This is a genomic window from Kosakonia quasisacchari (genome assembly GCF_004331415.1).
GTDB classification, from domain to species: domain Bacteria; phylum Pseudomonadota; class Gammaproteobacteria; order Enterobacterales; family Enterobacteriaceae; genus Kosakonia; species Kosakonia quasisacchari.
Window position 1 is genome coordinate 42030 of record NZ_SJOP01000015.1, and the last position, 25723, is coordinate 67752.

Here is a 25723-nt window from a genome sequence, read left to right on the forward strand (position 1 = left end):
GGCAAACTCACTGTGGGTTAGCGTAACGGAAGAGAACATCCGCCACAGAATAGAGCCTTTCTCGGGTAAACACGAGGCTCGCCTCGCCGCCCTGGCTTTGCAGCCAGCGCGAATAAAGCCCTTCAAGAATGGCGCAAAACGCATAGCACCAACGGGTCTGGTAGGCCTCTTCGCGAGCCACCGGCAACGCCTGGTGGCGAAACGCCATCCCGTGCTCAGAGGTTTCGATATCAATAAACCCCCAGTTGAACACCGCCAGTTGCGCGTTAATATTCGCTTCCAGCTCGCCCACCGTCGCCGACGCCGGAAGCGGCACACGATCCGCTAATGCTTCGCCCATTTGGCGCAGGAACGGCAGACTTTCCGCTTCACCGACATTTCTGACCATACCGTCAATCATCACGTTCAGCAGATCAAACCAGCCCGGCGACGTTTGCTGTTGCTGGAAATAGCCAAGCAGCAGCGTGTTTGCAGTGTTGGTTGTCATTATTTATCCCCCAGCATGTACCGGAGCCAAACCCCGGCGGTGCTTTCGTTGTAACTGCCGAAGGTGTCATAACCGACTTTTCCACCTACCGACATGTTTTTATTCACGTTGTAATCGAGCCCGGCATGGAAGTTATAGCCAATACCATTCTGCGAACCGCCCTGATACTGCGCCTCTTTCACAAAGCCCATATCGGCGAGCTGTTGCAGCATCTTCTGTGCTTCCGGTTCTGTCGGGAAGTAATTGCTCTTATCCTGCGTGTAGGATTGGTAGCCCACCGCGCCGCCAATACTGAGGTTCCAGTTATCGATTTTCTGCGACAAATCAACCGGCAACGACACGCTCACGTAGTTCTGCGGGCTAAAGTAACCGCCCTGGCCATAAGTGAAGTAACTGAGGTTTTTCGAATAGTTCATCCAACCAACGCTCAGCCCCGTCTGCAACTGGCGGAAATCGTCGTGCCACGGACGCAGATAAACCCCGGCATTGGCATTCACGCTGGTGTTGCTCGCCACATCTTTACCGAGGTAGCTGTATCCGCCACCGCCAATGTAGAACCCCGCATCGCCGTCATCGTAGCTCAACTGCGCGCTGCCGCCGTTTTTGGTGACCTGCCCCCAGCGCTCGCCAGAGTAGGCGTCCCGCAGTCCAACGTATGACAACAAGCTGTCAGTCACCGCACGCCGCTCGCCGGTGAGGATAAGTGTCAAATAATTGGTCAGTTTCGGCGACCATTTCACGCCGCCCACCAGCGAAGTTAAATCCTGCCCCAGCGGCGTACTGCCGATATCCAGCTTGTAGCTGTCGCCGCTCAGCGCCATATTCAGTTCAACGCCGCTGGCGTTTTGCGAATCAGTGGAAGACTTAATCGGGTCGCTATAGTTGGTCTTATAGTTTGATTCGCTCAGGCTCTTCAGGCGGCCCGATGACAGCAGCGAGGTGAGATTGTCGTAACCCGTTTCGGTAAACGGCGACAATTTGCTGGCATCGGCATAACCGGCGAGATCGATAAATTTATCGCTGCCGTCAGTTACTGTGGATTTATTGGCGTTTTTAATCGAGGTCGCAATATTGCTCACCCCATTCGCCAGCGGGTTCGCACCATAACGCCGCCAGGCATCACCATCAGCGCTACCGGAACTTAACGAAATCGGCGTCGCGGTAAATTCAAACCGCGCATCGCCAAACGGCGAGCTGGACCAGGTCAGCGGCGCTTTGGCTTCCGTCAGCTTGCTGGTGCCGGTTTCCCCGTCGCGACCACGGATCTCCACGCCACCCTGCAACCACATTCCGGTTTTCTCGTTCATCTGCTGCATCATGTCATCGACCTGGCGCAGCGTTCGCGTTTGCGCCGTTTCGACCGGCAAATCAGTACGTGTAGTGCCAGGCAAATTGCTGCCCGGTTCGTGCGCCACCTGTGCGACTTGCCACGGCAGCGTTTGCCCATACAGCGACTGCGGTGCCGCGCTTTTACTGGTGGTGGTAAACGGGTTATCCGCCAGCAACACACCGCCGATTGTCGGCGTTGCCGCGCTGTTGTCCGACTCCAGCCCCACCAGCTTGCCGCGTGCGCTGCGCAGGTAGGTCATCGCCTGCTGATGATTGCCTTTCGCCTCTTCCAGCCGCGCCAGCAACAGCAAGCGATCCGGCGAATTGTTGCTGCGCAGGCCGCTGGCTAAGGTTTGTGCCTTGTCGATGTTATTTTCCGCCAGCGCGACATCAATCGCGCCAACGCGCGCCGCCTGATCCTCGCTGTCGCGCGTCATCAGGTAGTCATACAGTACACCCGCTTCTTTGTTCATCTTACCGGACTGATACAAACGCCCCATCGCGAACATCAAATCCGTGTTCTGCGGGTCGTTTTGCAACGCGCGGATCAGCTTGTCATAGGCGGCGGCATAATTGCCCTGCTCACGCAGTTGATCCGCTTCGTTGATCACATAGCCATTACGCACTCCGGCAAGCTGGGCTGGCGTACTGCGCGCCTGCACGTCCGGGCGGGAAACAAAGGCCTGCGCCTCCTGGTTAAGCCCCGCCTGGTTCAGCACCGTAACCTGATCGGCATAATCGCCGATGTTGCCCTGCACGCCCTGTTTCATACTTTCACGCACCAGCGCAACGGCGCTAGTGGTATCGCCAGTCTGCGCCAGCATGCGCGCCAGTTTCCCGGCATCGACCGGGCTTTTCGGCGGTGTGGCCGTCAGCGCTTTCAGAGTATTGGCTGCCGCCGTCATATTGCCCTGAGCGAGGTAACGCTCTGCAGTCGCCATTTGCAGGTTGTAATTGACCCGCTGCGCAAGATCGCGCATCTGGCCGTTCTGGCTGGCGGGCGAGATACGTGACAGCAGCATACTGGCCTGCTGCCAGCCGCCATTTTCACTGGCGAACAGGGCGGCAGCATACAGCGAACTGGCGCCTGCTCGCGGGTTTTGCGCGGGCAGCATCACGTTCGCGGCTTCATTTTCCTGCCCCGATTGTTGCAGCAAACGCGCCAAATCAAGGCGCAACCACGGGTCATCCGGCAGGCGCGCCACGCCCTGGCGTAACACGGCAATGGCCTGCGACGTATTTCCGCTGGCCGCCAGTTGTTGCGCCTGCCGACGCAGCGGGTCGCCAGGCGTACCCGTCACCACGCGCGGTTGCAGTTTTTCCTGCAAACTCGCCGGTAACGTGCGCAGCATGCTTTGCGCTTCTGCCGCTTTGTTTTGATCGCGCAGCACGTAATAGAGATTTTCCCGCGCCGGCGCATTCTGCGGCTGCTCGTTCAGAATGTCGCGCAGGGCTTGTTCCGCTTGCGGGTAATCTTTGTTCTGGCGGAGCACATCAGCGCGGAACAATTTTGCCGCCGTGCCGCGTTCACCGCTCTGCTGCACCAGCGGCGCGGAAAGTGCCAGTGCTTGGCTGACATTGCCCATTTTTAACGCTTGCTGTGCCTGCGCCAGTTGGCCATAAAACGCGGCGTCTTCCGCCTGGGCTTTGCGTTCGGCTGAAGCTTCACCCCCCTGGCTCGCCGCCCGGTTCAGATATTGTGCCGCCGCCTGATAATCACCGTTACGCTGGGCAATGTAACCCATGCCTGCCAGTGCATCGGCGTCGTCCGGGTTGGTTTGCAATACCTGCTCAAACTGGCGTTTTGCGGCATTGCTGTCGCCGCTATTCAGCGCGGTAAAGCCTGCGCCTTTCGCGCTGCCACCGACATTTTTACGGTAGTACGCCTGGACCTCGCTATCCTGCGGATGGCGCTGCAACCAGGTATCGTAAAAGCGTTCATCGCCAGCCTGCGGCGCTAACCACAGCAGCGCCTGGCGCAATCCTTCATCTGCCTCTTTGTTGCCGCTGGCCATTGGCTCCAGCAGTAAAATTCCGTCGCGGCGCGTGGTTTCTCGCCAGGTCAACATTTTACCCAGCGCCACGCGGGCGGCATTGTCCTGCGGATGCTGGGCGACGAAGCGCTGGATTTCCGCCAGCGCCTGCGGGTAGAGCGCTTTATCGCCCGCCATCGTCAAATAGTATTCCGGCGCGAGGCTCGGCGGCGGCGTGTCGCCATTGAATAAACTGCGCCAGGTTTCCAGCGCCGCGGGCACATTGCCGCTGCGTGCCTGCTGGCGCGCGAGCGTTAAGTGTCCTTGCGGCACTTGCGACAACTGCTTAGCATTATCCAGCGCCTGCAAACCGTTATCGTCCGGTGCGGTTTTCGCCAGCCTGGCTCGCCACTGCGCGGCGGTTTGCACATCGCCATTTTGCTGCGCCCACAGCGCCATCAGGTACATCGCCTGGGTGTTATTGGCATCGACCATTAACACCTTTTTCAGCGATTCCATTGCCAGGTCGTCGTGGGATTTCTCATGCCAGTAGTTAGCTTGATCAAATAGCGCCTTGAGTGCCGCGTCATTCGGCGCGGCCTGCGCCATGCCGGAGGTCGCCAGCGTCAGCACGCCGGAGAGGCAAATTGTTGTCAGCCGACGGGCGGTTTTTTTAGGCATTTTTGTCACCCTCTTCACTTGCTGTTCCCCGCATCCAGACGTTTACGCTCGCGCTTTTTCAGCATGCGATACAACAACCACCCCACTAGCGACCCCACCAGCAGGCTAAGGATCGCCAGCAGTGCCGAGTGTTGGTTGGCGTACCAGACCACTTTCATCTGCGGCGGCATTTCGCCACTGGGGAACTGCTCGCCGACGCGGAAGCTGCGAACACCGTTTTCATTGGTGATAATGGCGGCATCGCCGCGAATCCCGGCGTTGATTTTTGCCGAAGCCAGATCGTCATGCAGATGCGACAACTGTTCGTCGTTGCTGCCGAGTGCCAGCACCACCAGCCGCGCATCGTTCCATGGCGAGCGGAAGCTGATAAAGCCGCGCCACGCTTCGTTGGAAGAGAAGTAGCGATCGGCTTCAAGGCCTTCTGCCGCCCAGTCACCCGTTATCCAGCGCTGCACTTTCTGCCTGCTAGAAGGCTCACGTACGCCAAGCGTGCTGTCGTGGGTGGCAAACGGCGAATTGGCCAGCAGCGCACGGTTAAAGTCATGCTGATCCATGCCGCTTACCGCCAGCACATCGCGGCCACTCACCAGTTCAAGGAAACTGCCGCCGGTCGGCACACCAAACACGACACGGTTATGACTGAGCGCAGTTCCCGTGGCGTTGCCTGAACGCGCCGCCAAATCAAACAGTGTGGCAATCTGCGTTTCACTGGGGTTGACCGGCAGCATCAATACCGTTTCTGAGTAATCCGCCTGGCGGGTAAACGGGAAAGAAGCACCGACGAAATAGGAAAGATTTGGCAACAGCGCAAAGTGGCGGGTATGGCTGAGATCGATCCACGAATCGTCATCAATGCGGCTTTTAATGTTGTTATTCAGCAAGGTGCTGCACGGCGCGTTCTTTTTCGGCACGATGTTGAAATAGAGCGAAAGCTGGTTGTCGCCGTAAATCATGTACGGCTCCAGCGGCATATCAAATTGCTCCTGCCGCGCATCGCCGCCCAGCTTGCGCCACAGCGTCTCCAGCGCGCCCTGCTTATTGACCGGCAGGTTGTGCAGGAACGTGTCGTTCAGGGTCATGCTCAGCCACGAACGTTGTTCGTCGATCCAGTTTTCCGCCGGGAAACGGTAACCGATATGCAGCGGGATGGTTTCACCATCCCACAAGAACAGATCGGGTGCAGCGCGAAACGCCACCTGCAACGGCGGGTGCCAGATCCCGGTGGCGGTCAGGCTTTGATCTTTACGGATCAGCTCCGATAACTTCACCGGACGATCGGTTGGGATCCAGCGCGGCGCATCGTACGGTTTGCTCAGCGGGATCGTCTGCGCATCGACATCCACCGCCGGGGTTTGCAGCGCAAAGTTGCCGCGCGTTAAACGCCAGGCCGCCGCGCGTAATTCGCTTTCATCTTTCCCCACCACCAGTAGCAGTTTGTAAACCGGGTTTGCCGGGTTATCGATAATTTTCAGCAGCGGCTGGCTGGTTTGCGGCAGCGTTAAACCGCCAATTTGCTCGCCGGGGTGACCAATCAGAATGCCGTTTTTTTCCGGCAGACGGTCGTGGTAGGCCGCGAACGAGGCACCGCGGTAATCGGCCTGAATACCCAACCACGAGGCGATCAGCGCCCCGGCGCTAATGGCGTCCGGGCTGAGTTGAGGTGCAAATGCCATGGTAATCGCCGCAGGTGACATCTGCATGCTGTCAAAGAAAGGACGCGGGAAATGGCTCAGATCCGCGCCGATATCCAGTTGCTGCCCTTCCAGCTCAAAGCGCGAATCCGGCAGGATAGTGACACGATATTTGTCACTCAGGTCGCGCTGACACTGCATGGCATCGCCATCGTTAATTTTAAAGCTGAGGCTGTTACTGGAAACCATCAACGCTGCGGGAACATCCAGCTGGTAGCGCGCAAGGTCGCTGTCGGTCGCCGTCAGCGGCACAGTGCCGAGCGGTTGGCCGTTAAGCATCAACTGCATGGTGGCGTTACGCGCCGCCAGCGCCGGGGAAATTCTCAGGTTCAGCGCCAGCCGGGCGCTGGTCATTACCTGGTCGACCGGCAGCGTAAAATCGACGCCGCCCTGGAATTGCCCGCCGCTGAGGGTGATCCCTTGCGGCTGGCCCATCTGTGCGATGCTGACGCTGCTCATCACCGAAGGCACAAATGTCGGTGTAGATTGCGTTATCGGCGGCAGATTCAGCGGCAGCAGCGATTCAACCGTCGTTTCTTCACTGTGTAACGGCGCGATGAAGAGTGCGCCGAGCAGCGCGGCAAGCGTGGTTAGCCGCTTCATACGCTCTCCTCCTGCGCAACCTTTGCCGCGTGCTGCGTGCGTAAACGGCGGTTTTCGCGGCGTGATTTCCATGTCAGCCAGAAGAGATCAAAAACACAACGCACAATGGTCAACATCGAGCGGAACGGGTTGTCCTGCGGTTTTGGCGGGTGGATCCATGCATCGGCGCGGGAGAGCACCACGCGCACCAGTTCACGGCGGCGCGACAGTGGAATATCGTCGAACATCAGGCGGATATGCTGCTCGTCGCTGGCGACGGTCTGCACCGGAATGCTAATCGCGCCGGATTGCAGCAGCAGTTCAATCGCTTCGATGTCATCGTTCAGGTGTCGATCATCCGGTACCACAATGCGGCATCCGCCCATCGACAAATCCGCCGTCTGGCTACGCGACGTAATTCCGCTGGCGTAATGGATAAGCACCGGGATATCGACATCAATACGGATGGTTTTGCGGGTCTGGCGGGTTTCGCGCGCGACAGCAATCGCCGCCAGCAGGAAAATCAGGCTATACAATCCCCAGCCAACGTTCAGCACAATAACGCGCGGATCAACACCAAAGTAGTCATGCGCACAGGCGCGGACAATCCCGGCGACCACGCCCGCCGCCAGCAGCAAGGCAATGATCAAATGCGGGCGCACCACGCTGAAGTCGAAATAGCCGACATTCAGCAGGCCGCCTTTGTCGGTGACGTTAAACTTGCCGCGTTTGGGAAACAGCATGGTAACCATTGTTGGTAGCGCAATGTGAAACGCCATCACCAGGTCATAAATCTCGCCCCAGAAGCTGTAACGGAAGCGGCCATTCAGCCGCGAGTTAACATACACCGCCAGGAACAGATGCGGCAGCGCGTAGGCAAATACCAGACTGGCCGAAGAATGAATAATATTCAGGTTAAACAGCAGGTAAGCCAGCGGCGCGGTCACAAAGGCGATACGCGGCAAAGCAAACTGGTAATAGAGCATCGCGCTCAGGTAGCACAGGCGCTGCTGGATGGTCAGCCCACGGCCAAACAACGGGTTATCGAGACGAAAAATCTGCGTCATACCGCGCGCCCAGCGGGTTCGCTGGATCACATGCAGCACCAGACGCTCGGTTGCCAGCCCCGCCGCCAGCGGAATATCAATAAACGCCGAACCCCAGCCGAGACGCTGCATTTTCAGGGCGGTATGCGCATCTTCGGTGACCGTTTCCACGGCAAAACCGCCAATCTCTTCCAGCGCGCTACGGCGGATCACCGCGCACGAGCCGCAGAAGAAGGTGGCGTTCCAGTTATCGTTGCCCTGCTGAATCGGGCCGTAAAACAGCGCCCCTTCGTTGGGGATATTGCGCCCGACGGAAAGGTTACGCTCAAACGGATCGGGCGAATAGAAGTAGTGCGGCGTCTGCACCAGCGCCAGTTTCGGGTCTTTCAGGAAACCGCCGACCGTGGCCTGCAAGAAGATGCGCGTCGCGACGTGGTCGCAGTCAAAAACGCAAATCAGCTCGCCGTTGGTAAGTTTCATCGCATGGTTGAGGTTACCGGCTTTGGCGTGCGCGTTATCGTTACGGGTGATGTAACCGACGCCAACATCGGCGGCAAACACGGCGAATTCACTGCGTTTGCCGTCGTCGAGCAGATAGATTTTCATCTTATCGCGCGGGTAATCCATGCACTGCGCAGCCAGCACCGTATCGCGTACCACATCCAGCGGTTCGTTATAGGTCGGGATATAGACATCGACCGTCGGCCACAGATTCATATCATCCGGCAACTGTACGAGTTCGCGTTTCAGCGGCCAAACCGTTTGCAAGTAGCTGAGCAGCAACATCACCCAGACATAAACTTCCGCGAGAAACAGCCCCATGCCGAGGAGGGTTTCAATTTCGGAATTAAAGTGCAGGGTTTGTGTCAGGCGAAAATAGATATAGCGCGTCGAGAGCAGCACCGACATCACCACCATGATCACCGAAATACTGCGCTTTTTGCTCAAGCCCATGACACAGAGAATGCCGATGCTGATCAGGCCAAAAATGTACTGTTTTTGGCTGTCCATTGGCGTGATTACCACCAACAGGGCGACAGGCAGCACTGCCAGAACCAGCAAAAGAGAGAGAAACTTTTTCATACGTTGCCCGAAGCGTTAGAAGCCTGACATGCGTGGCGAGTTGTGAACCGTGCCGTCACCGATTTTGACGCCCAAAATTCCGGCGACCCGTTTAGCAATCAGTTCGATATCGAACGCCGCAGCGGACGCCGGGCTGAAATCAAATACCGATTGCTGAGAAGCATTGGCTTCGGCGACGCTCTCATCGCGGTGCAACACGCCAAGGAGTTGATTGCCCAGACGTTGCTCCATAAATGCGGTAACGTCGCGGCTGATTTGCCGACGGTTGTCGCTCTGGTTCACCACAAAGTAGTGACCGGCTTTGCGGTTCAGCACATCGCCGGTAAGGCGGTTATTTTCGATATACGGCAACAGCGAGAGCGAGGCAGTGTCGGCCAGCAGCGTGACTAAATGTACATCGGCCAGCCGCGACATCGCTTTCAGCGCCGCAGATGGGCCGGGAGGAAAGTCGGCAACGATAATCAAACCCGGATAGTTGAGCAGCGTATTCAGGCCGCGCGTCAGAAAATGCTCATCATTCGTTAAACGCTCATCAAAGGCGACGCGCTGCTCTTCTGTGACATCACCATACGGCAGCACGAAAATATTGCCGCCCGCGGTGAGTACAAACTGGCTCCAGTCCGAGGATTCCGCCGCGCGCGCCACATAGCCGCGCCCGTCAGACAGCGGGACACCAAAATGCAAACGCAGCGCGTTTTGTACGTCAAAATCGAGCGCCAGCACTTTGCTGCCCGCGCGGGCAAGGGCGTAGGCCAGATTTGCCGTCAGGGTCGTTTTTCCGACACCGCCTTTCGGCGAACACACACAAATCAACGGCATGAAGCGATCCTTTCTAACAACGAGTGTAAAGGCTGATTTTTTTCCGCGCGGGGCTTCTCCTCCGTCGCTTTCGCCGCGAAAAGCCGGGCATAACTGACAGGAGCGGAAGAAGGATTTGCAGGCGATGGCATCTGCATAACCGGTGCAACGCTTGCAGGTGCAGGCGTGTAAGCTGCGGCGTTGAACGCTGGGGCTACCGCATCGAGCTGGCTGGCGACATCTTTTAGCAGAGAGGTTGTTGGCGCAGGCGCAGGTGCAACATCATCCACCACCGCAGCCGGTTCTTGCGCGGCAAAGAGTTCAGGATCGACGGATTGCGGGACAGGCAGCGACACATGGCCGCCCATCGCCAGCATCGATTCATCCGTAGCGGGAGAAAGCTGGTTAATGATTGCCCAATTACTCTGGTCTTGTGCGAGGTTCTGTGCGGAGAGATCCTTAAAATCGTGCTTCTGATTGCGAGTCTTATCCTTAAACCTCTGCAAATCATCGTAATGACCCATAGTTATTCTCATGATTTACAAAATAAAATTGCGTCCATCACCGTCAGGATCGGTATCCTGATAGCATCAAGTGATGGTTTTTTTTAATTGCGGCGGTGCTGTTTTACGCGGGTACGAAGTCATGCTTCAGCGATGGTTTTCAGCGTGGTTTTACGCGCTAAAGTTTAGTAGTGCTAACACGCTGTTTAATTGCAGCAAATATATAAACATTGGCTATACATGCGCCATCTTTTTTTTGCACAAAATCTATTAAAGTAGAAATATCTACACAGAAAACAAAATGACATAAAAAAACATACGCTTAAGGCAAATTAATCCATTTAAATAGCATGGTTAATTAAATTAAAAGAATAACAAGCTATTCCTCATTAAATTGTCGTTAATTTTCTCTTACTAGTAGAAATATCCAGAAATAAATATTACTACCATATATCGCAAATATTTCCCTAACTCATTATTCCCGTTGGAATTATTTCACGACGGCGTTTCTGGCTATTTTATTGGAAATTTCTAAATAAAACCGGAAGGTTCATAAAGGAAAAGCACCAACGATAATGCCTGATGACACCACGATCGCCGGGCCTACAACAATACGTAGATCCAGTAAACGCCGTGCCACCAGGCATAACGTGGGGATTAAACGCGCGGTTTTTCGCCGTTTTCATCCTGGTCGACAGCAAAGCAAGCAACCAACTGCCCGCGGTAGTCTTTCAACTGCGGTTGCAACTGCGTGCAAGGGCCGAAACGACGGCTGCAGCGGGCGTTAAAGGCGCAGCCCGGTGGCGGGTTAAGCGGGCTTGGCAGCTCGCCGGTCAGTTTGATACGTTCGCGGCGCTCGTCCGGGTTCAGGCGCGGCGTCGCGGAAAGCAGCGCCTGAGTGTACGGATGACGCGGATTCGAGAAAATCTGCTCTTTGGTGCCTTTCTCTACGCAGCGGCCGAGATACATCACCATCACTTCATCGGCAATGTGCTCAACCACCGACAAGTCATGCGAAATAAAGACGTAAGAGAGCCCTAAATCCTGCTGCAAATCCATCATCAGGTTCAGCACTTGCGCACGCACGGAGACGTCCAGCGCGGATACCGGTTCATCGGCGATCACCACATCCGGATCCAACATCAGACCACGGGCGATAGCGATACGCTGGCGCTGGCCGCCAGAAAACATATGCGGATAGCGATCATAATGTTCGGTTTTCAGGCCGACTTTCGCCATCATCGCCAGCGCTTTTTCCCGACGCGCTTCTTTGCTGAGCGACGAGTTGATCAGCAGCGGTTCTTCGAGGATCTGCCCCACCTTTTTACGCGGGTTCAGCGAACCGTAGGGGTTCTGAAAGACGATCTGGATTTTCTGTCGACGCAGCTTCTGCGCATGGGGATCGTGCTTCAGCAGATCCTGACCCTGGTAGTAAAGTTCACCGCCGGTCGGGGTTTCAATCATTGTCAGCAGGCGACCCAGCGTGGATTTGCCACAACCGGATTCGCCCACCACCGCCAGCGTTTTGCCGCGCTCAAGGGTAAACGATACACCGTCCAGCGCTTTCACCAGGCGTTCCGGGGCAAAAAAGCCCTTCTTCACCGGATAGTGTTTTTTCAGGTCGATAGCCTGCAACAGCGGCGGTTGCGTGGTGGCCTCGTGCGTACTCATAGTGTCGGCCTCCCGGCGTCATCGAGTGGGTAGTGACATTTGGACTGACGGCCGCCATCGACGGTGTTCAGTTCCGGTTCCTGCTCGCGGCATTTGTCCGTTGCATACGGGCAGCGCGGGTTCAGCAAGCAGCCAGTTGGGCGGTCATATTTGCCCGGCACCACGCCCGACAACGAGGCCAGACGCGCTTTATCCTGCGCAAACTCCGGCAACGCACGCAGCAGCGCCTGAGTGTAAGGATGGCGCGGCGCGCGGAAGATATCCTTCGCTTCACCGGTTTCCACCACCTGGCCTGCGTACATCACAATGATTTTGTGCGCCGCTTCCGCCACCAGCGCCAGATCGTGAGTGATCAGGATCAGCGCCATGTTTTCCTTTTGCTGCAGCTCCAGCAAAAGCTCGATGATCTGCGCCTGGATAGTCACATCCAGCGCGGTCGTTGGTTCGTCGGCAATCAGCAGTTTCGGCTGGCAGGCAATCGCCATCGCAATCATTACGCGCTGACTCATACCGCCGGAAAGCTGGTGCGGGTAAACGTCCAGACGCGAAGCCGGATCGGGGATACCCACCTGGTTCAGCAGGTCAATCGCCCGCTGACGGCGGGTTTTCTTATTCCCGCCCTGATGCACCTTAATGGCTTCCATAATCTGGAAACCGACCGTGTAGCACGGGTTCAGGCTGGTCATCGGATCCTGGAAAATCATCGCCACTTCGGAACCCACCAGGCTGCGGCGCTCTTTTTCCGAGATGCGTTTTAGATCCTGGCCGTTAAACTCCAGTTTTTCCGCCATTACACGACCGGGGAAATCAATCAGCCCCATGATAGCCAGCGAGCTGACTGATTTACCGGAGCCGGACTCACCCACAATACCGACCACTTCGCCCTGGCTTACGCTATAGCTCACGCGGTCTACAGCGCGGAATTCGGAGCCAACGTCGCCGAAATGCACCGATAATTTATCTATATTTAATAACGCCATCTCGAGCCTCTTACTGCTTCAGTTTGGGGTCGAGCGCATCACGCAGGCCGTCACCCATCAGGTTAAATGCCAGCACCGTCAGCAGAATCGCAACACCGGGGAAGGTCACGACCCACCAGGCACTTTGTGCGAACTGCAACACGTCGGAGAGCATGGTGCCCCACTCCGGCGTTGGCGGCTGCGCACCCATGCCAAGGAAGCCAAGGGCGGCCATATCGAGAATGGCGTTGGAAAAACCGAGCGACGCCTGAACAATCAGCGGCGCAAGGCAGTTAGGGAAAATATTGACGAACATCTGGCGCATCGCGCCTGCGCCCGCCACGCGGGAAGCGGTGACGTAATCACGGTTCACTTCCACCAGCACCGCCGCGCGCGTCAGACGCACATAATGCGGCAAGGCAACGAACGTTAGCGCCAGCGAGGCGTTAACTATCGACGGGCCAAAAATAGCCACCAGTACCAGTGCCAGCAGCAGGCTTGGCAACGCCAGCATGATATCGACGATACGCATGATGATGTTGTCGACAATACCGCCGAAGTAACCGGCGACCAGACCGAGGACAATCCCGGCGATCAGCGACAACACAACCACCAAACAGCCGACCAGCAGCGACAGACGTGCACCGAACATCAGGCGCGACAGCGTATCGCGGCCAACATCATCGGTACCGAGAATGTGCGTCCAGGTGCCGCCATCCTGCCAGACCGGCGGCGCAAGTAGCGCATCGCGGAACTGATCCGCCGGGTTGTGCGGAGCCAGGAAGTTGGCGAAAACGGCGATAATCAGCATGATCACCACGTAAGCCAACCCGACGACCGCGCCTTTGTTGCGTTTGAAATAGTGCCAGAACTCCTGCAGCGGGGTCATCGGCACCGGTGCGGAGACAACTTTATTTTCAGTGACTTGTGACATGATGGCCCCTTACTTCTTATGCCGAATACGCGGGTTCACCACGCCGTAAAGCAGGTCGACCAGCAGGTTGACGAGGATAATCATCGTCGCGACCAGCAATACCCCGCCCTGCACGACCGGATAGTCTCGGCGTTGCAGTGCATCAATCAACCAGCGCCCCAGGCCAGGCCAGGAGAAGATGGTTTCCGTCAGGATCGCGCCCGCCAGCAGCGTACCGACCTGTAAACCAATCACCGTCACCACCGGCAGCATCGCGTTGCGCAGGGCGTGAACGATGATCACGCGCATACGGGTCAGCCCCTTCGCGCGCGCAGTGCGGATATAATCTTCACCCAGCACTTCCAGCATCGAAGAGCGCGTCATACGCACAATCACCGCCAGCGGAATCGTACCGAGCACGATGGCGGGCAGGATCATGTGCGCAACGGCATCGATGAAGTTTCCGTCCTCGCCCCAAATGGCGGTATCAATCAGCATAAAGCCGGTCAATGGGTTGCTGTCGTCGAGGAACACCATATCGCTGACGCGCCCGGAAACCGGGGTCAGGTTCAGTTGTACCGAGACCAGCATAATCAGCATCATGCCCCACCAGAAGATAGGCATGGAGTAACCGGTCAGCGCGAGGCTCACGGCGGTGTGATCGAAGATGGAACCGCGCTTCACAGCGGCCATGACGCCCACCGGAATGCCTACGGCCACCGCAAAAATCATGGCGCAGATGCCGAGTTCCAGCGTCGCTTTAAAACGCGGTACGAACTCGTCCCACACCGGAAGACGGCTTTTCAGCGACATACCTAAGTCACCATGCAGCACGCCCCACACATAGTTGACGTATTGCTCCCACAGCGGCTTATCGAGACCAAGCTCGGCCAGCAACTGGGCGTGACGCTCAGGAGAGATACCACGCTCACCCGCCATGATCATTACCGGGTCGCCGGGGATCATATGGACAAAGGCAAAGGTGAGAAGGGTGATACCGATAAACGTTGGGATAACCAGCCCCAAACGTCGGAGAATGAACTGCAACATAACCCGGATTCTCAGTAGTGACGCTACGCCTGGCGACGGCGCGTCTGTATTGCTCACAAATGTAAATTCCCCCTCCCCAAAGGGGAGAGGGAAAAGGCACCGTGCTTATTATTCAACAGACACGTTTTCGAAATGGTGTTTGCCTAACGGATCAACCACATAGCCTTTGACTTCTTTACGCACTGGCTCGTAAACGGTGGAGTGAGCGACGATCAGCGCCGGAGCCTGGTCATGCATCACCACCTGAGCCTGTTTGTACAGTTCAACACGCTTGTTGTGGTCGTCGGTGGCGCGCGCCGGTTGAATCAGATCTTCAAACGGCTTGTAGCACCAGCGAGAGTAGTTGGAACCGTCTTTAGCCGCAGCGCAGCTGAACAGGGTCGCGAAGAAGTTATCCGGATCCCCGTTGTCGCCGGTCCAGCCCATCATTACCGCCTGGTGTTCGCCCGCTTTCGCGCGCTTCAGGTATTCACCCCACTCATAGGTAACAATTTTGGCTTGTACGCCCACTTTCGCCCAGTCAGCCTGGATCATCTCTGCCATGCGGCGAGCGTTCGGGTTGTACGGACGCTGTACCGGCATTGCCCACAGCTCAACGGTAAAGCCTTTATCCTGGCCGGCTTCTTTCAGCAGCTGTTTCGCCTTCTCAGGATCGTAGGTGTAGTCTTTAACGTCGTCGTTATAGCCCCACATGGTCGGCGGGATCAGGTTTTTCGCCGCAACGCCCGCGCCCTGGTAAACCGCTTTGATGATCGCTTCTTTGTTCACCGCGTAAGTCAGCGCCTGACGCACTTTCACGTCATCAAACGGTTTCTTCTCGGTGTTGAAGGACATATAACCGACGTTCAGGCCAGCCTGTTCCATCAGGTTAATGTTTTTGTCCTGCTTCATACGCGCGATGTCAGCCGGGTTCGGGTACGGCATAACCTGGCACTCGTTTTTCTGCAGTTTGGCATAACGTACGGACGCGTCAGGGGTGATGGAGAAGACCAGGCGATCGATTTTCGGCTTGGTGCCCCAGAAACCTTCAAACGCTTTGTACAGAATGCGGGAGTCTTTTTGGTATTGCAGCAGCTGGAACGGACCGGTACCGATCGGGTCCAGGTCAACTTTATCCGGCGTGCCCGCTTTCAGCATGTTATCGGCGTACTCTTTGGACAGAATGGATGCGAAATCCATCGCCAGGTCAGCCAGGAACGGTGATTCCGGGCGAGTCAGCACGAACTGAACGGTGTTGTCGTCGACTTTCTTCACTTCGCTAATCAGGTCTGGCAGGCCCATGCCTTCAAAGTACTCATAGCTGCCGCCAGAGATTTTGTGGTACGGGTTCTGATCGTTTTTCTGACGATCGAAGGAGAAGACGACGTCATCGGCATTGAAATCGCGCGTTGGTTTGAAATCTTTGTTGTCCTGCCACTTCACGCCTTTACGCAGGTGGAAAGTGTAGATTTTGCCATCGGCGCTGATATCCCACTTCTCAGCCAGACCCGGAATCACTTCCGTGGTGCCGGTTTTGAATTCTACCAGGCGGTTATAGATTGGCACGGAGCTGGCATCGTAAGTGGTACCAGAGGTGAAAAGCTGTGGGTTAAAGCCTTCAGGCGAGCCTTCAGAACAATAAACCAGGGTTTTAGCCTGCACGCTTGCCGCGACGGTCATGGCCACCAGGCTAAGACCGAGCTTCAGCATCCCTGACTTCTTCAAGGAAATACTCATTGATTCTGCTCCAATGTGATATGTGTTGTTACCCATGCAGTGGGTATATCCGACAGGCCTTTATTAGATTTTTACCGGTCTGGTCGGTTGTGCCCGAAGGCGTTATGAGAGATGGGGATTCCTTTCACAAGGTTGACTGAGTTGCAGTGCAGATTCTCCTTGAAATGCCCCTCACGCCCTACAATCTGTCAACAGAATGTCAAAACGTCAATACAGGTAACCGGGATTTACAACGACGGTGAGAATCGGTAAACAAAGTTAAAAAAAACTTCAGGCACCTGTTTTCAGCAGGGAAATTTGTGCTAGCGGCAAGATGCCAGAATAATTCGCTTATTAATTCACCGTAATCAGTGATTAACATTCATGCATATAATGAAAAAATTCTTGCGAAATGCTGAATATCTGAGCGATTAATGCCACGAACGTTAAAACGCACAGGTGAAAATGCTGCCTCTATCCATAAGCAACGCGAAAAAAGATTCAAACATATATAAAAAAATACAATGGAATATCGCACAAAAGAGTGATCTGGCAGCGGGAAATGGGGATAAGGGAGATTTTGGATAAAATTACAGGTTTCGCTGTTATGGTCGCATCTCTTCCCTGGGATGCTTATCCTCTTTCGGGTTCGAATGCAGAAAGCAAAAAACCCAACCTTACGGTTGGGCTTTTTTGAATTTGGTCGGTGATGGAGGATGATTCGCCACTGCGTGGCTCACCCTGCGGGCCGTTGCTGAAGCAACGTTCTCTCGCTACGCTCGAGTCGAACCTCTGCCCCCGGAGGTTCTCATCCTCTTTCGAATGCAGAAAGCAAAAAACCCAACCTTACGGTTGGGCTTTTTTGAATTTGGTCGGTGATAGAGGATGATTCGCCACTGCGTGGCTCACCCTGCGGGCCGTTGCTGAAGCAACGTTCTCTCGCTACGCTCGAGTCGAACCTCTGCCCCCGGAGGTTCTCATCCTCTTTCGGATGCAGAAAGCAAAAAACCCAACCTTACGGTTGGGCTTTTTTGAATTTGGTCGGTGATAGAGGATTCGAACCTCCGACCCCTTCGTCCCGAACGAAGTGCGCTACCAGGCTGCGCCAATCACCGAATGCGGGGCGCATCTTACTGCCGCCGACATGCCCCGTCAATCCTTTCATGTAAAAAAGCTAACTGACTGGTGATAAAGCCAGCAAGCGGCTTATTTCGCCGCCTGTGACGGTAAATGGCACCAGTTGTTGTTCTCATTAATCCCGCCGTTCGGCGAGGTATAACCCAGGCATCCCATGATGGTGTCATACAGCTCAACATGGCGGCGCGGCGTTTTAAATGCCGCCTGCTGCTTGAGCTGCGCGAACATTTGCGCCTTCTGCGGATCCTGCAAATATTTGTCCGACATCCAGACCATCATCGGCACACGGAACTGCTCCGGCGGTGCCATTTTGCGCGGAGTACCGTGCAGATGCTCTTTCTCATTGATCGACTCACCATGATCGGCCGCATAGAACACAATCGCTTTGCGATCGCGCACCTTATCAATCACCGTATCGATAAAGTGATCAACATACGTCACCGAGTTATCGAAGGAGTTAATCAGCTCTTCCTTACTGCACTTATCATCCACGCTGACACACTCCGGCGTCCATTTCGCAAAGCTGCGCGGATAGCGCTGCGTATAGTTAAAGTGCGAGCCTTTGGTATGCATAATAATCAAACGTTTACCGCGAGTGCCTTTATCCAGAGAAGCCTGCATCTCATTAATCAGCAGCATGTCATCGACGTTTTTGCCACGGTTGCGCGGCTCAGCGCCAATCTGCTCGCGGTACGCGATGTTATCGGCCATGGTGTTGCTGTAGAACCACATCTCGCTCTGCATGGCGTATAAATCGCTGGAAAAGCCGAGCTGTTTCAGCACCGAGAAAACGTTTTGCTCTTTCAGCGTACGCTGCGGATTATCTTCCACACCGCCCTGGCGCACAAACATACAGCGCAGAGAGAGTTTGGTCGCGGTATCACAGGAATAACCGCGGAACGCCACCAGGTTTTTCTCCTGTGACAGTTTCGGCGTGGTATCGCGGGAGTAACCCAGCATTCCCATATGATCCCAACGCGTCGTCTCGCCGATAATAAACACCACCATGGTGTCATCAATATCTTTCGGCGCAACATAGGTAAACTTTTTCGCCGGGTTGATCAGCGATCTGTAGTCGGAAGATTCGTCCACCTGCGCCCAGGCGTACAGGCCCAGCGCTGAAAGCCAGTTCGACGGTAAGTAAGAGTTTGCCACCACACCACCATAGCTCGGCATATCAACGCCGGAGGTCCGCTCCGAGTTTTTCTGCTGCAAATCGAGCAGGCGAATCGGCCCCCAGACCATTAAACCCGCCAACAGCACCACACCCACGCTGCGAATGCGCACGCCTGGTGTGCTCACCTGGCGCAGCAACGTATCGCGGCAGCGGTTACTCCAGATGAAAAGCAACGGCAGCGCGCTGACCAGCACGACCCACACGATAAGCTGCCAGCCCACCACTTCTTTGGAGAGATCGATATCCGTGGTCATGACCGAGGCAATAATGCCGTAACCAATCACCACGTTGAGAAACGTCATGTAATAGCTGGCCGCAGCGGAGAAAATAACAACCAGCGATGCCAGTACCCGCCAAACCCGGCGGCCCAGCAACGACAAAATGCGTAGCAAAAAGAAGGTGACCAGCACCGTACCAATGAGCTCGACAGCCGCAGAGAGTCCTTTCAAAACGGTGAACGCTTGTGCATAACCATCAAATCGACGGTAGAACACAGCGCTATTCATAAACAGACCGATATATATCGCCAACAAGAAGCTCAGCTTCTGCTGCGTCATCGCTTTGATATAAGTCATGCAAGTACTCTGAAAAAAGAAAAAAACACCTGGCGACGCGTTGTTCGATAACGTCCGCAGGGTGGTAAGTCGCGAAGGAAGTTTTTCCAGGAAACTTCAAAAGCGCGCTAAGTAGACCATAGCGGCAAAGAAAAGTGTCATGAGGAAGTGCTAACCGGCCATATATTTACAAAAAAATATGGCCGGGGTCAGAAAACCGTAATAGAGATGTGCTATCAGGAGGTGATCACGTTTAACTTCACATCAATATTGCCGCGGGTCGCATTCGAATACGGGCAAACGATATGCGCTTTCTGCACCAGTGCTTCCGCTTCCTGGTGATCCATGCCAGGCAGGTGAATATCCAGCTGCGCTTCAATGCCAAAACCGGTCGGCAACGGGCCAATGCCTACCTGGCCTTCAATATAGGCATCTTGCGGCACTTTCTTTTTCTCTACCGACGCAACATGTTTCAGCGCCCCGAGGAAACAGGCGGAGTAGCCTGCGGCAAAAAGCTGCTCCGGGTTGGTCACTTCACCGCCCGCACCGCCCATCTCTTTTGGCACGCCCAGCTTCACATCCAGCACGCCATCAGAGGAGGTTGCATGGCCATCGCGGCCCCCGGTTGCTTTCGCTTTCGCACGATAAACCACTTTTTCTAAAGACATTTGAGACTCCTTTAGTAGGTAGAACCTGACCAATAAGGATAGTCGCTCTGGCGGGAGTGTGCGGCAGATACAGAAAAACCGCCGACGTTGCGGCGGTTTCTGCACAATTTTACCTTCAGGCGTGCGCTTCTTTATAAACGCGGCGTTGCGGCTGGCGAATGGTGGTAGAGAGCGCCAGAGAAACAATCAGCAGGGCGAAGATGACGCAGAAAGTGACATAGAAGCCGCCAAACAGCGAAGCAATAATCGACCCGCAGATACTGCCGATACCAAAGCCCAGATAAATCACACCGTAGTTTTTCGCCAGATTGTTCAGGCCGAAGAACTCGCTCACCAGCGACGGGAACACGGTAATGGTGCCACCGAAGTTGAAAGCGACACAGGCAATCGCCGCGAAGAAGGTCATGGCATTCAGCGGTGCGAAAAGCAACGCCGCCATACCGACCAGAGAAATCACCTGGCCCATCGTAATTACACGGATGCGGGCAATTTTGTCAGACAGCACGCCAAGCACCAGGCGGCCACTTAAGTTAGCGATGGCAATCACGGTTACCGCATTCGCCGCTGTCGCGACATCCAGATGCACCATGCCCTGAGCAATATCTTTTGCGACACCAATCACATACAGGCCGCTCATGCAGGCGGTCAGGAACATCACCGCCAGCATCCAGTACTGCGGTTTACGCATTGACTGAGCCAGTGTGAAGTCGTTTTCCACCACGCCATTAACCGTCGAGACTTTTTGCAGCGGCGCATCGGTCATCAGCATCGCGCCAAACACGATCATCACCAGCACAATCGCACCCCAGATCATAAATGTGCTTTCCAGGCCAACGGTGGCTAATAGCTGGCTGTCGATAAATTTAAAACCCAGGCTGCCAAGGCCGTAAGAACCGATGGAGAACGCGGAGATCAACCCTTTGCGCTCCGGGAACCACTTCACGCAGTTGGAAAGCGTCAGCAAGTAACCCGCGCCGTCCGCCAGCCCCACCAACACACCGGCGCTCAGCCACAGCATCAAAAGGTTGCTGGAGTGCGCAGTCAGGAAGAAACCCAGCCCCAGCAGCAGGCCGGATGCGATGGTGACGCGTTTTACGCCAAAACGTTCCTGTAATTTCCCGGCAACCGAAGAAGAAAGCGCCAGACCAAGGCTCAGCAGGCCAAACGAGAAAGCCACCTGGCTTACCGGCTCACCCAGCTTTTCCGAAAGCGAGCTATTAAACAGGCTCCAGGTATAAACGGACCCTAATGCAAACTGCGTAATAATGGTGCCGAACAGTGTCAGCCAGCGAGTGCGATTAGCAGATGGTGTATTCATGGCAGTCGTCCTGCAAAGAAAGAGAAGGGATTCACTGCCGACAACAATAACGAAGCGCATTTCATGCCTGGCTAAAAAAGGCATGAAATGCGCGTCAGAAGGAATGAAATGCACGTAAGCGGGAATGAATGGCACGGGCATCGCTTCCCGCGCCGAATCGTAAATGTGAGTTAGTACATACTATCGTGATAAAACGCGCGGGGATTGTTTCTTAAGTGTAAAAAGTTTGTTTTAAATAGAGATCAGAACCGCGCGCTTACGCCCATGCTATAGAGGTAATTTTGCCCAAAGGTGGCATTTTCCGACTGCGACATCGCAGCATAAGCCGCCAGGTGCGGATTCAGCAGCATGTCCGCGCCGAGTGTCACATCCATCCAGTTACCGTATTGGTTGGCGGCGGTTAAGCGGTAAAGCCCGGACTGGCTCTTCCAGACATTTTCACCAAATTGCTGGTTGAAACTGAGTTGCGCCCACGGGCGAAGGTCGCCAAAGCGGCTATTCACGCGCCAGCCGAGCGAACTCACGCTGGCGTGCCACAGCGGATCGCTGTACTGGATGGTGGTCGCGCTGTCGCCAAATTCGTTATACATTGAGGTCATTGAGCCATCGTAGTGCCACGCCGCAACCGGGCCGGTAGTCACGCTGCTCGCCAGCGGAATATTCAGGCCAATGCTCATGGTGCTGATGGAATCCAACGGGGTTTCATCGGGCAGATTAAACGCCACGCCGGGCAAATTTTGCGTCGAGCGGATGCGCTCTTCGAGAACGTCGTTATAGCGCGGCTGCCGATCGCTATCCCAGATGTAGCGTTCGGCGGTCACATTCAGTTTGTCGCTGCCACTGTATTCTTGTTGCCAGGCCGCCGCCGTCTGGCAACAAAGCAGACAAGCAGGCAGCAGCATCAGCGAAAGGCCACTGCGGGTTATTTTCATCAAGTTGCGACTCCAGAGAAGAGCCGAATTCGGCGTAATTGTTATCGTTGTTTTTTAGGGTCAAGACCCTTTAATAAATATTGTCTTTCTGGGGTGCGCGTCAAGACAAGCAGAGGTTTATTTTACATATCACAGACGGAGTAAGGATATGCAGCGTTGTGGTTGGGTTACTCAGGATCCGCTTTATCTCGCTTACCATGATACCGAGTGGGGGGTTGCGCAAAAGGACGGGAAAAAGCTGTTCGAGATGATCTGCCTTGAGGGGCAACAAGCGGGGTTATCGTGGATTACCGTTTTGAAAAAAAGGGAAAACTACCGCAAAGCTTTCCACCAATTTGATCCTGAACGCGTCGCGGCGATGACGCCGGAAGAGGTGGATATTCTGCTGCAAGACGCCGGAATTATCCGCCATCGTGGCAAGATTGAAGCCATCATCGGCAACGCCCGCGCATACCTGGCGATGGCGCAAAACGGCGAACCATTTTCAGAATTTGTCTGGGGTTTTGTTGATAACACCCCGCAACTCACTCAGGCCGCCACGCTTGCAGAAATCCCCACCTCAACCCCGGCGTCAGATGCGTTATCAAAAGCGCTGAAAAAACGCGGCTTCAAATTCGTCGGCACCACGATTTGCTACTCATTTATGCAGGCATGTGGGCTGGTCAACGACCATATTACCGGCTGTTTCTGCCACCCTGGAGGAAAGCATGATCCGCGCGTGGCATAGCAAAGATCTGTCGCCGCTGCTCACGCTGTGGATGGAGAGCACAAGCTTTGCCCATCCGTTTATTGATGTGCGCTACTGGCAGGACAGCGAAGCGCTGGTGCGCGACGCTTATTTGCCGGTCGCAAAAACCTGGGTCTGGGAAGAGCACGGCGAGCTGCAAGGCTTTATCAGCGTGATGGACGCACAGTTTATCGGGGCGCTGTTTGTGCGCCCCGCCGCGATTGGCCGTGGCATTGGCAAAGCGCTGATGGATCACGCCAAACAGCGCTTTAACTGGCTAAGCCTGGAGGTGTATCAGAAAAACGTCCGGGCAGTGAATTTCTACCATGCGCAGGGCTTTCGTATCGAAGATAGCGCCTGGCAGGAGGAAACGCACCACCCGACGTGGATCATGAACTGGCAGGCGGATCAAACGCCGTCAGCGTAAGCGCCGGTCCCTGATATTTTTCCACCCATGCAAGCGCCGTATTCCCGGCGCAACCATTGCCCAGCCGCGAGCTGGGCAGATCTTTGGTGAGCACATTCACCGCGCCATTTTTACAGATGCCGCCCGCTGCGTGGTCGAGATCCGGCCACGCGCCTTCGTGAATACAAATCACGCCGGGTTTAATCCCTTCAGTCACTACCGCGCCGGCCAGCACTTGCCCGCGAGAGTTCCATACGCGCACCACATCGCCCGCAACAATCCCTCTAGCCTGCGCATCAACAGGATGCAGCGTGACAGGTTCGCGGCCAGAAACGGCATACGTTTCCCGTAAGCGGGAATAGTTAAGCTGGCTATGCAGGCGATGCGCAGGATGTGCGGACAACACCTGTAACTGCTGCGGCTGTGCGTTGCCGTGCCATTCGTCCGGCTCCAGCCACATCGGGTGCGGCGGGCAATCGGCATAACCGAAGCTATTAATCCGCTCGGAGAAAATTTCGATTTTTCCGCTCGGTGTTTTTAAGGGGTTGGCTTGCGGATCGCGACGGAAATCCGCAAAACGAACGAAGCGCGCGTTCTGTTCACTCTCCGGCATTTCGATAAGCTGGTTCGCCTGCCAGAATTCGGCAAACGGCGGTAGCGTTACCTGCTGGCTGGCGCCACGCTCGGCAGCGATGTTGTAAAACGTCTCCAGCCATTGCAGGTCGTTTTTGCCTTCGGTAAAACGCTCGCGACCGCCCGCTTCCCAGCGCTCGCTCAGCTCGGCAAACACCTCCCAGTCATCGCGCGCTTCATATTGCGGCGCGACGACGCGCTTCATCGGCACCAGATGCTGATTGCTGTAATCACCGGTCATCGTCAGATCGTTACGTTCAAACGAAGTGGTCGCCGGCAACACAATATCCGCGTGTTTCGCCGCGGCTGTCCAGAAGCATTCGGAAATCACCACCAGCTCCGGTTTCTGCCAGGCGCGAATCAGCCGGTTGGTATCCTGATGATGGGTAAAGTTAGCGCCACCCGCCCACCAGACAAAACGAATATCCGGGAAGTGGCGGTCCAAACCGTTGTGCTGATACGGCGCGCCGGGGTTTTCCAGCGCTTCGACAATGCGCGCAACGGGGATTTTATCCACCGCGTCAATGCCGTCTTTCACCGTGCCCTGCATGGATGCCAGCACTGCCGCGCGGCGCGTTGGGTTGCCGCCGTTGGCGAAATGGTAAGAAAGACCAAAACCACCGCCAGGCGTGCCGATTTGCCCCAGCATGGCCGCCAGCGTCACCAGCATCCAGTGTTTTTGTTCGCCGAACTGCTGGCGCTGCATTCCCCAGCCGGACATCAACATGGTGGTGTTTTTGTGGAAAAGTGCCGCCAGTTCGCGAATTTTGTCCGCATTAACGCCACAAATCTCTGCGGCCCACTCGGCGGTTTTTGCCACGCCGTCACGTTCACCGGTCAGGTAAGCGGCGAAAGTGTCGTAACCGACAGTGCAGCGGGAGAGGAAATCCGCATCCTGCCAGCCATTTTCCACCAGCGTATGCGCAATACCGAGCATCAGCGCCACATCCGTTCCCATGTGTGGCGCAATCCACTCCATGCTGTCGCCAAAGAAATCAACGGTTTCCGAACGCATCGGATCGATGCAGATCACCCGTTTGCCGCTTTTGCGCAGCGCATCGAAATAAGGGATGCCCTGCTCGTCGGTGGCGTTCCAGGCAATTTTCAGCGTGTTGAGCGGGTTGGCGCTCCACAGTACGACCACTTCGCTATGCTCAAGAATAAGCGGCCAACTGGTCTGCTGCTGATACACTTCGTTGCCGCCAACGACATGCGGCATGATGGCCTGCGCCGCGCCGGTGGAGTAATCCCCCAAATGGCCGGTATATCCTCCCGCCAAGCTCATATAGCGTTGCAGCAAGGTCGCCGCTTTGTGCAGCACGCCGTTGGAGCGCCAGCCATAAGAACCGGCGAAAATCGACGAGGGGCCGTAAGTTTCGCGAATGCGCTGATGCTGCTGATGAATCAGCGTCAGCGCATCATCCCAGCTCACTCGCACGAACTCATCCTGGCCGCGCACACCCTGCGGGCTGGAAGGCGACGCGAGAAAACCTTTACGCACCATCGGGTAGCGCACGCGCGTTGGGCTGTGCACCTGATCCTGCACAACAGTTTGCAGTGAGTTGGGGTGACGCGTCGGCAGTGCACCGCGCGAAGCGAGCACCTTTTCGCCGTCGGTGTCGACCAGCATTGGCCCCCAATGGGCAGCCGTGAGAACAGTTTTGATTGCAGAGTTTGCCAACGCGCGCTCCTGGATTGATTGCAGGTGGT

General features: G+C 55.6%; 18 protein-coding genes, 1 tRNA gene and 2 other RNA genes. 2 read left to right on the forward strand and 19 right to left on the reverse strand.

Annotated features, from left to right (window positions below):
* Window positions 1-7: 7 nt before the first annotated feature.
* From bcsD to E0L21_RS16505, 18 genes are all read right to left on the reverse strand, one after another.
* Window positions 8-487 carry a cellulose biosynthesis protein BcsD gene (gene bcsD / locus E0L21_RS16420; RefSeq protein WP_131411344.1) on the reverse strand — a complete coding sequence of 160 codons (480 nt, stop codon included), beginning with the start codon at window positions 485-487 and terminating at the stop codon, window positions 8-10.
* Window positions 487-4470: a cellulose biosynthesis protein BcsC gene (locus tag E0L21_RS16425; RefSeq protein ID WP_131411346.1), complete on the reverse strand. Its 3984-nt coding sequence runs from the start codon at window positions 4468-4470 to the stop codon at window positions 487-489. Before E0L21_RS16425 ends, bcsD begins: the two co-directional genes overlap by 1 nt.
* Before the next feature lie 14 nt (window positions 4471-4484).
* Complete coding sequence (gene bcsB, locus E0L21_RS16430) at window positions 4485-6764, reverse strand: cellulose biosynthesis cyclic di-GMP-binding regulatory protein BcsB (RefSeq protein WP_131411348.1); 2280 nt, start codon at window positions 6762-6764, stop codon at window positions 4485-4487.
* A complete protein-coding gene (gene bcsA / locus E0L21_RS16435; protein WP_131411350.1) occupies window positions 6761-8872 on the reverse strand; it encodes a UDP-forming cellulose synthase catalytic subunit in 2112 nt (703 codons plus the stop codon). Before bcsA ends, bcsB begins: the two co-directional genes overlap by 4 nt.
* Window positions 8873-8887: 15 nt before the next feature.
* Entirely contained in the window at window positions 8888-9691 is an 804-nt protein-coding gene (bcsQ, locus tag E0L21_RS16440; protein WP_131411352.1) for a cellulose biosynthesis protein BcsQ, read from the reverse strand.
* The gene (gene bcsO / locus E0L21_RS16445) at window positions 9682-10194 is read right to left on the reverse strand and encodes a cellulose biosynthesis protein BcsO (protein ID WP_131411354.1); all 513 of its coding nucleotides are present in this window, start codon (window positions 10192-10194) and stop codon (window positions 9682-9684) included. Before bcsO ends, bcsQ begins: the two co-directional genes overlap by 10 nt.
* Before the next feature lie 636 nt (window positions 10195-10830).
* Complete coding sequence (dppF, locus tag E0L21_RS16450) at window positions 10831-11844, reverse strand: dipeptide ABC transporter ATP-binding subunit DppF (RefSeq protein WP_131411356.1); 1014 nt, start codon at window positions 11842-11844, stop codon at window positions 10831-10833.
* Window positions 11841-12824 carry a dipeptide ABC transporter ATP-binding protein gene (gene dppD, locus E0L21_RS16455; RefSeq protein ID WP_131411358.1) on the reverse strand — a complete coding sequence of 328 codons (984 nt, stop codon included), beginning with the start codon at window positions 12822-12824 and terminating at the stop codon, window positions 11841-11843. Before dppD ends, dppF begins: the two co-directional genes overlap by 4 nt.
* Before the next feature lie 10 nt (window positions 12825-12834).
* Window positions 12835-13737: a dipeptide ABC transporter permease DppC gene (gene dppC / locus E0L21_RS16460; protein ID WP_131411360.1), complete on the reverse strand. Its 903-nt coding sequence runs from the start codon at window positions 13735-13737 to the stop codon at window positions 12835-12837.
* A gap of 9 nt (window positions 13738-13746) precedes the next feature.
* Complete coding sequence (gene dppB, locus E0L21_RS16465) at window positions 13747-14766, reverse strand: dipeptide ABC transporter permease DppB (protein WP_017458244.1); 1020 nt, start codon at window positions 14764-14766, stop codon at window positions 13747-13749.
* Between the two features lie 108 nt (window positions 14767-14874).
* A complete protein-coding gene (gene dppA, locus E0L21_RS16470; protein WP_131411362.1) occupies window positions 14875-16482 on the reverse strand; it encodes a dipeptide ABC transporter periplasmic-binding protein DppA in 1608 nt (535 codons plus the stop codon).
* 679 nt (window positions 16483-17161) lie between these two features.
* A non-coding RNA gene (locus tag E0L21_RS16475) (RtT sRNA) lies at window positions 17162-17294 on the reverse strand.
* A 36-nt stretch (window positions 17295-17330) separates the two neighbouring features.
* A non-coding RNA gene (locus E0L21_RS16480) (RtT sRNA) lies at window positions 17331-17463 on the reverse strand.
* 36 nt (window positions 17464-17499) lie between these two features.
* Window positions 17500-17576, reverse strand: a tRNA-Pro gene (locus E0L21_RS16485).
* A 91-nt stretch (window positions 17577-17667) separates the two neighbouring features.
* On the reverse strand, window positions 17668-19350 hold the full coding sequence (gene eptB, locus E0L21_RS16490; protein ID WP_131411364.1) for a kdo(2)-lipid A phosphoethanolamine 7''-transferase: 1683 nt from the start codon (window positions 19348-19350) through the stop codon (window positions 17668-17670).
* Between the two features lie 215 nt (window positions 19351-19565).
* Window positions 19566-19997, reverse strand: a complete 432-nt coding sequence (locus tag E0L21_RS16495) for an organic hydroperoxide resistance protein (protein ID WP_131411366.1) — start codon at window positions 19995-19997, stop codon at window positions 19566-19568.
* A 115-nt stretch (window positions 19998-20112) separates the two neighbouring features.
* Window positions 20113-21315: an L-lactate MFS transporter gene (locus tag E0L21_RS16500; protein WP_131411368.1), complete on the reverse strand. Its 1203-nt coding sequence runs from the start codon at window positions 21313-21315 to the stop codon at window positions 20113-20115.
* A gap of 242 nt (window positions 21316-21557) precedes the next feature.
* Window positions 21558-22247: an autotransporter domain-containing protein gene (locus E0L21_RS16505; protein ID WP_131411370.1), complete on the reverse strand. Its 690-nt coding sequence runs from the start codon at window positions 22245-22247 to the stop codon at window positions 21558-21560.
* Window positions 22248-22395: 148 nt separating this feature from the next.
* Between E0L21_RS16505 and tag the strand changes: the two genes are divergently transcribed.
* Together tag and E0L21_RS16515 are read left to right on the forward strand one after the other, a co-directional pair.
* Window positions 22396-22974, forward strand: coding sequence for a DNA-3-methyladenine glycosylase I (gene tag / locus E0L21_RS16510; RefSeq protein ID WP_131411372.1), 579 nt, complete (start codon window positions 22396-22398; stop codon window positions 22972-22974).
* Complete coding sequence (locus E0L21_RS16515; protein WP_131411374.1) at window positions 22955-23401, forward strand: N-acetyltransferase; 447 nt, start codon at window positions 22955-22957, stop codon at window positions 23399-23401. Before tag ends, E0L21_RS16515 begins: the two co-directional genes overlap by 20 nt.
* On the opposite strand, the gene E0L21_RS16520 is transcribed toward E0L21_RS16515, so the two are convergent.
* Window positions 23364-25694, reverse strand: coding sequence for a molybdopterin guanine dinucleotide-containing S/N-oxide reductase (locus E0L21_RS16520; protein ID WP_131411376.1), 2331 nt, complete (start codon window positions 25692-25694; stop codon window positions 23364-23366). The two genes, E0L21_RS16515 and E0L21_RS16520, sit on opposite strands and share 38 nt — an antisense overlap.
* Window positions 25695-25723: the final 29 nt, after the last annotated feature.

Bases quoted from the DNA above. Each gene is read 5' to 3' on its own strand.
- E0L21_RS16500 (WP_131411368.1), bottom strand. From the start codon at position 21,315: ATGAATACACCATCTGCTAATCGCACTCGCTGGCTGACACTGTTCGGC.
- bcsD (WP_131411344.1), bottom strand. From the start codon at position 487: ATGACAACCAACACTGCAAACACGCTGCTGCTTGGCTATTTCCAGCAA.
- E0L21_RS16505 (WP_131411370.1), bottom strand. From the start codon at position 22,247: ATGAAAATAACCCGCAGTGGCCTTTCGCTGATGCTGCTGCCTGCTTGT.
- dppF (WP_131411356.1), bottom strand. From the start codon at position 11,844: ATGAGTACGCACGAGGCCACCACGCAACCGCCGCTGTTGCAGGCTATC.
- dppC (WP_131411360.1), bottom strand. From the start codon at position 13,737: ATGTCACAAGTCACTGAAAATAAAGTTGTCTCCGCACCGGTGCCGATG.
- bcsB (WP_131411348.1), bottom strand. From the start codon at position 6,764: ATGAAGCGGCTAACCACGCTTGCCGCGCTGCTCGGCGCACTCTTCATC.
- eptB (WP_131411364.1), bottom strand. From the start codon at position 19,350: ATGACTTATATCAAAGCGATGACGCAGCAGAAGCTGAGCTTCTTGTTG.
- tag (WP_131411372.1), top strand. From the start codon at position 22,396: ATGCAGCGTTGTGGTTGGGTTACTCAGGATCCGCTTTATCTCGCTTAC.
- E0L21_RS16425 (WP_131411346.1), bottom strand. From the start codon at position 4,470: ATGCCTAAAAAAACCGCCCGTCGGCTGACAACAATTTGCCTCTCCGGC.
- bcsO (WP_131411354.1), bottom strand. From the start codon at position 10,194: ATGGGTCATTACGATGATTTGCAGAGGTTTAAGGATAAGACTCGCAAT.
- bcsA (WP_131411350.1), bottom strand. From the start codon at position 8,872: ATGAAAAAGTTTCTCTCTCTTTTGCTGGTTCTGGCAGTGCTGCCTGTC.
- E0L21_RS16495 (WP_131411366.1), bottom strand. From the start codon at position 19,997: ATGTCTTTAGAAAAAGTGGTTTATCGTGCGAAAGCGAAAGCAACCGGG.
- dppB (WP_017458244.1), bottom strand. From the start codon at position 14,766: ATGTTGCAGTTCATTCTCCGACGTTTGGGGCTGGTTATCCCAACGTTT.
- dppA (WP_131411362.1), bottom strand. From the start codon at position 16,482: ATGAGTATTTCCTTGAAGAAGTCAGGGATGCTGAAGCTCGGTCTTAGC.
- dppD (WP_131411358.1), bottom strand. From the start codon at position 12,824: ATGGCGTTATTAAATATAGATAAATTATCGGTGCATTTCGGCGACGTT.
- bcsQ (WP_131411352.1), bottom strand. From the start codon at position 9,691: ATGCCGTTGATTTGTGTGTGTTCGCCGAAAGGCGGTGTCGGAAAAACG.
- E0L21_RS16515 (WP_131411374.1), top strand. From the start codon at position 22,955: ATGATCCGCGCGTGGCATAGCAAAGATCTGTCGCCGCTGCTCACGCTG.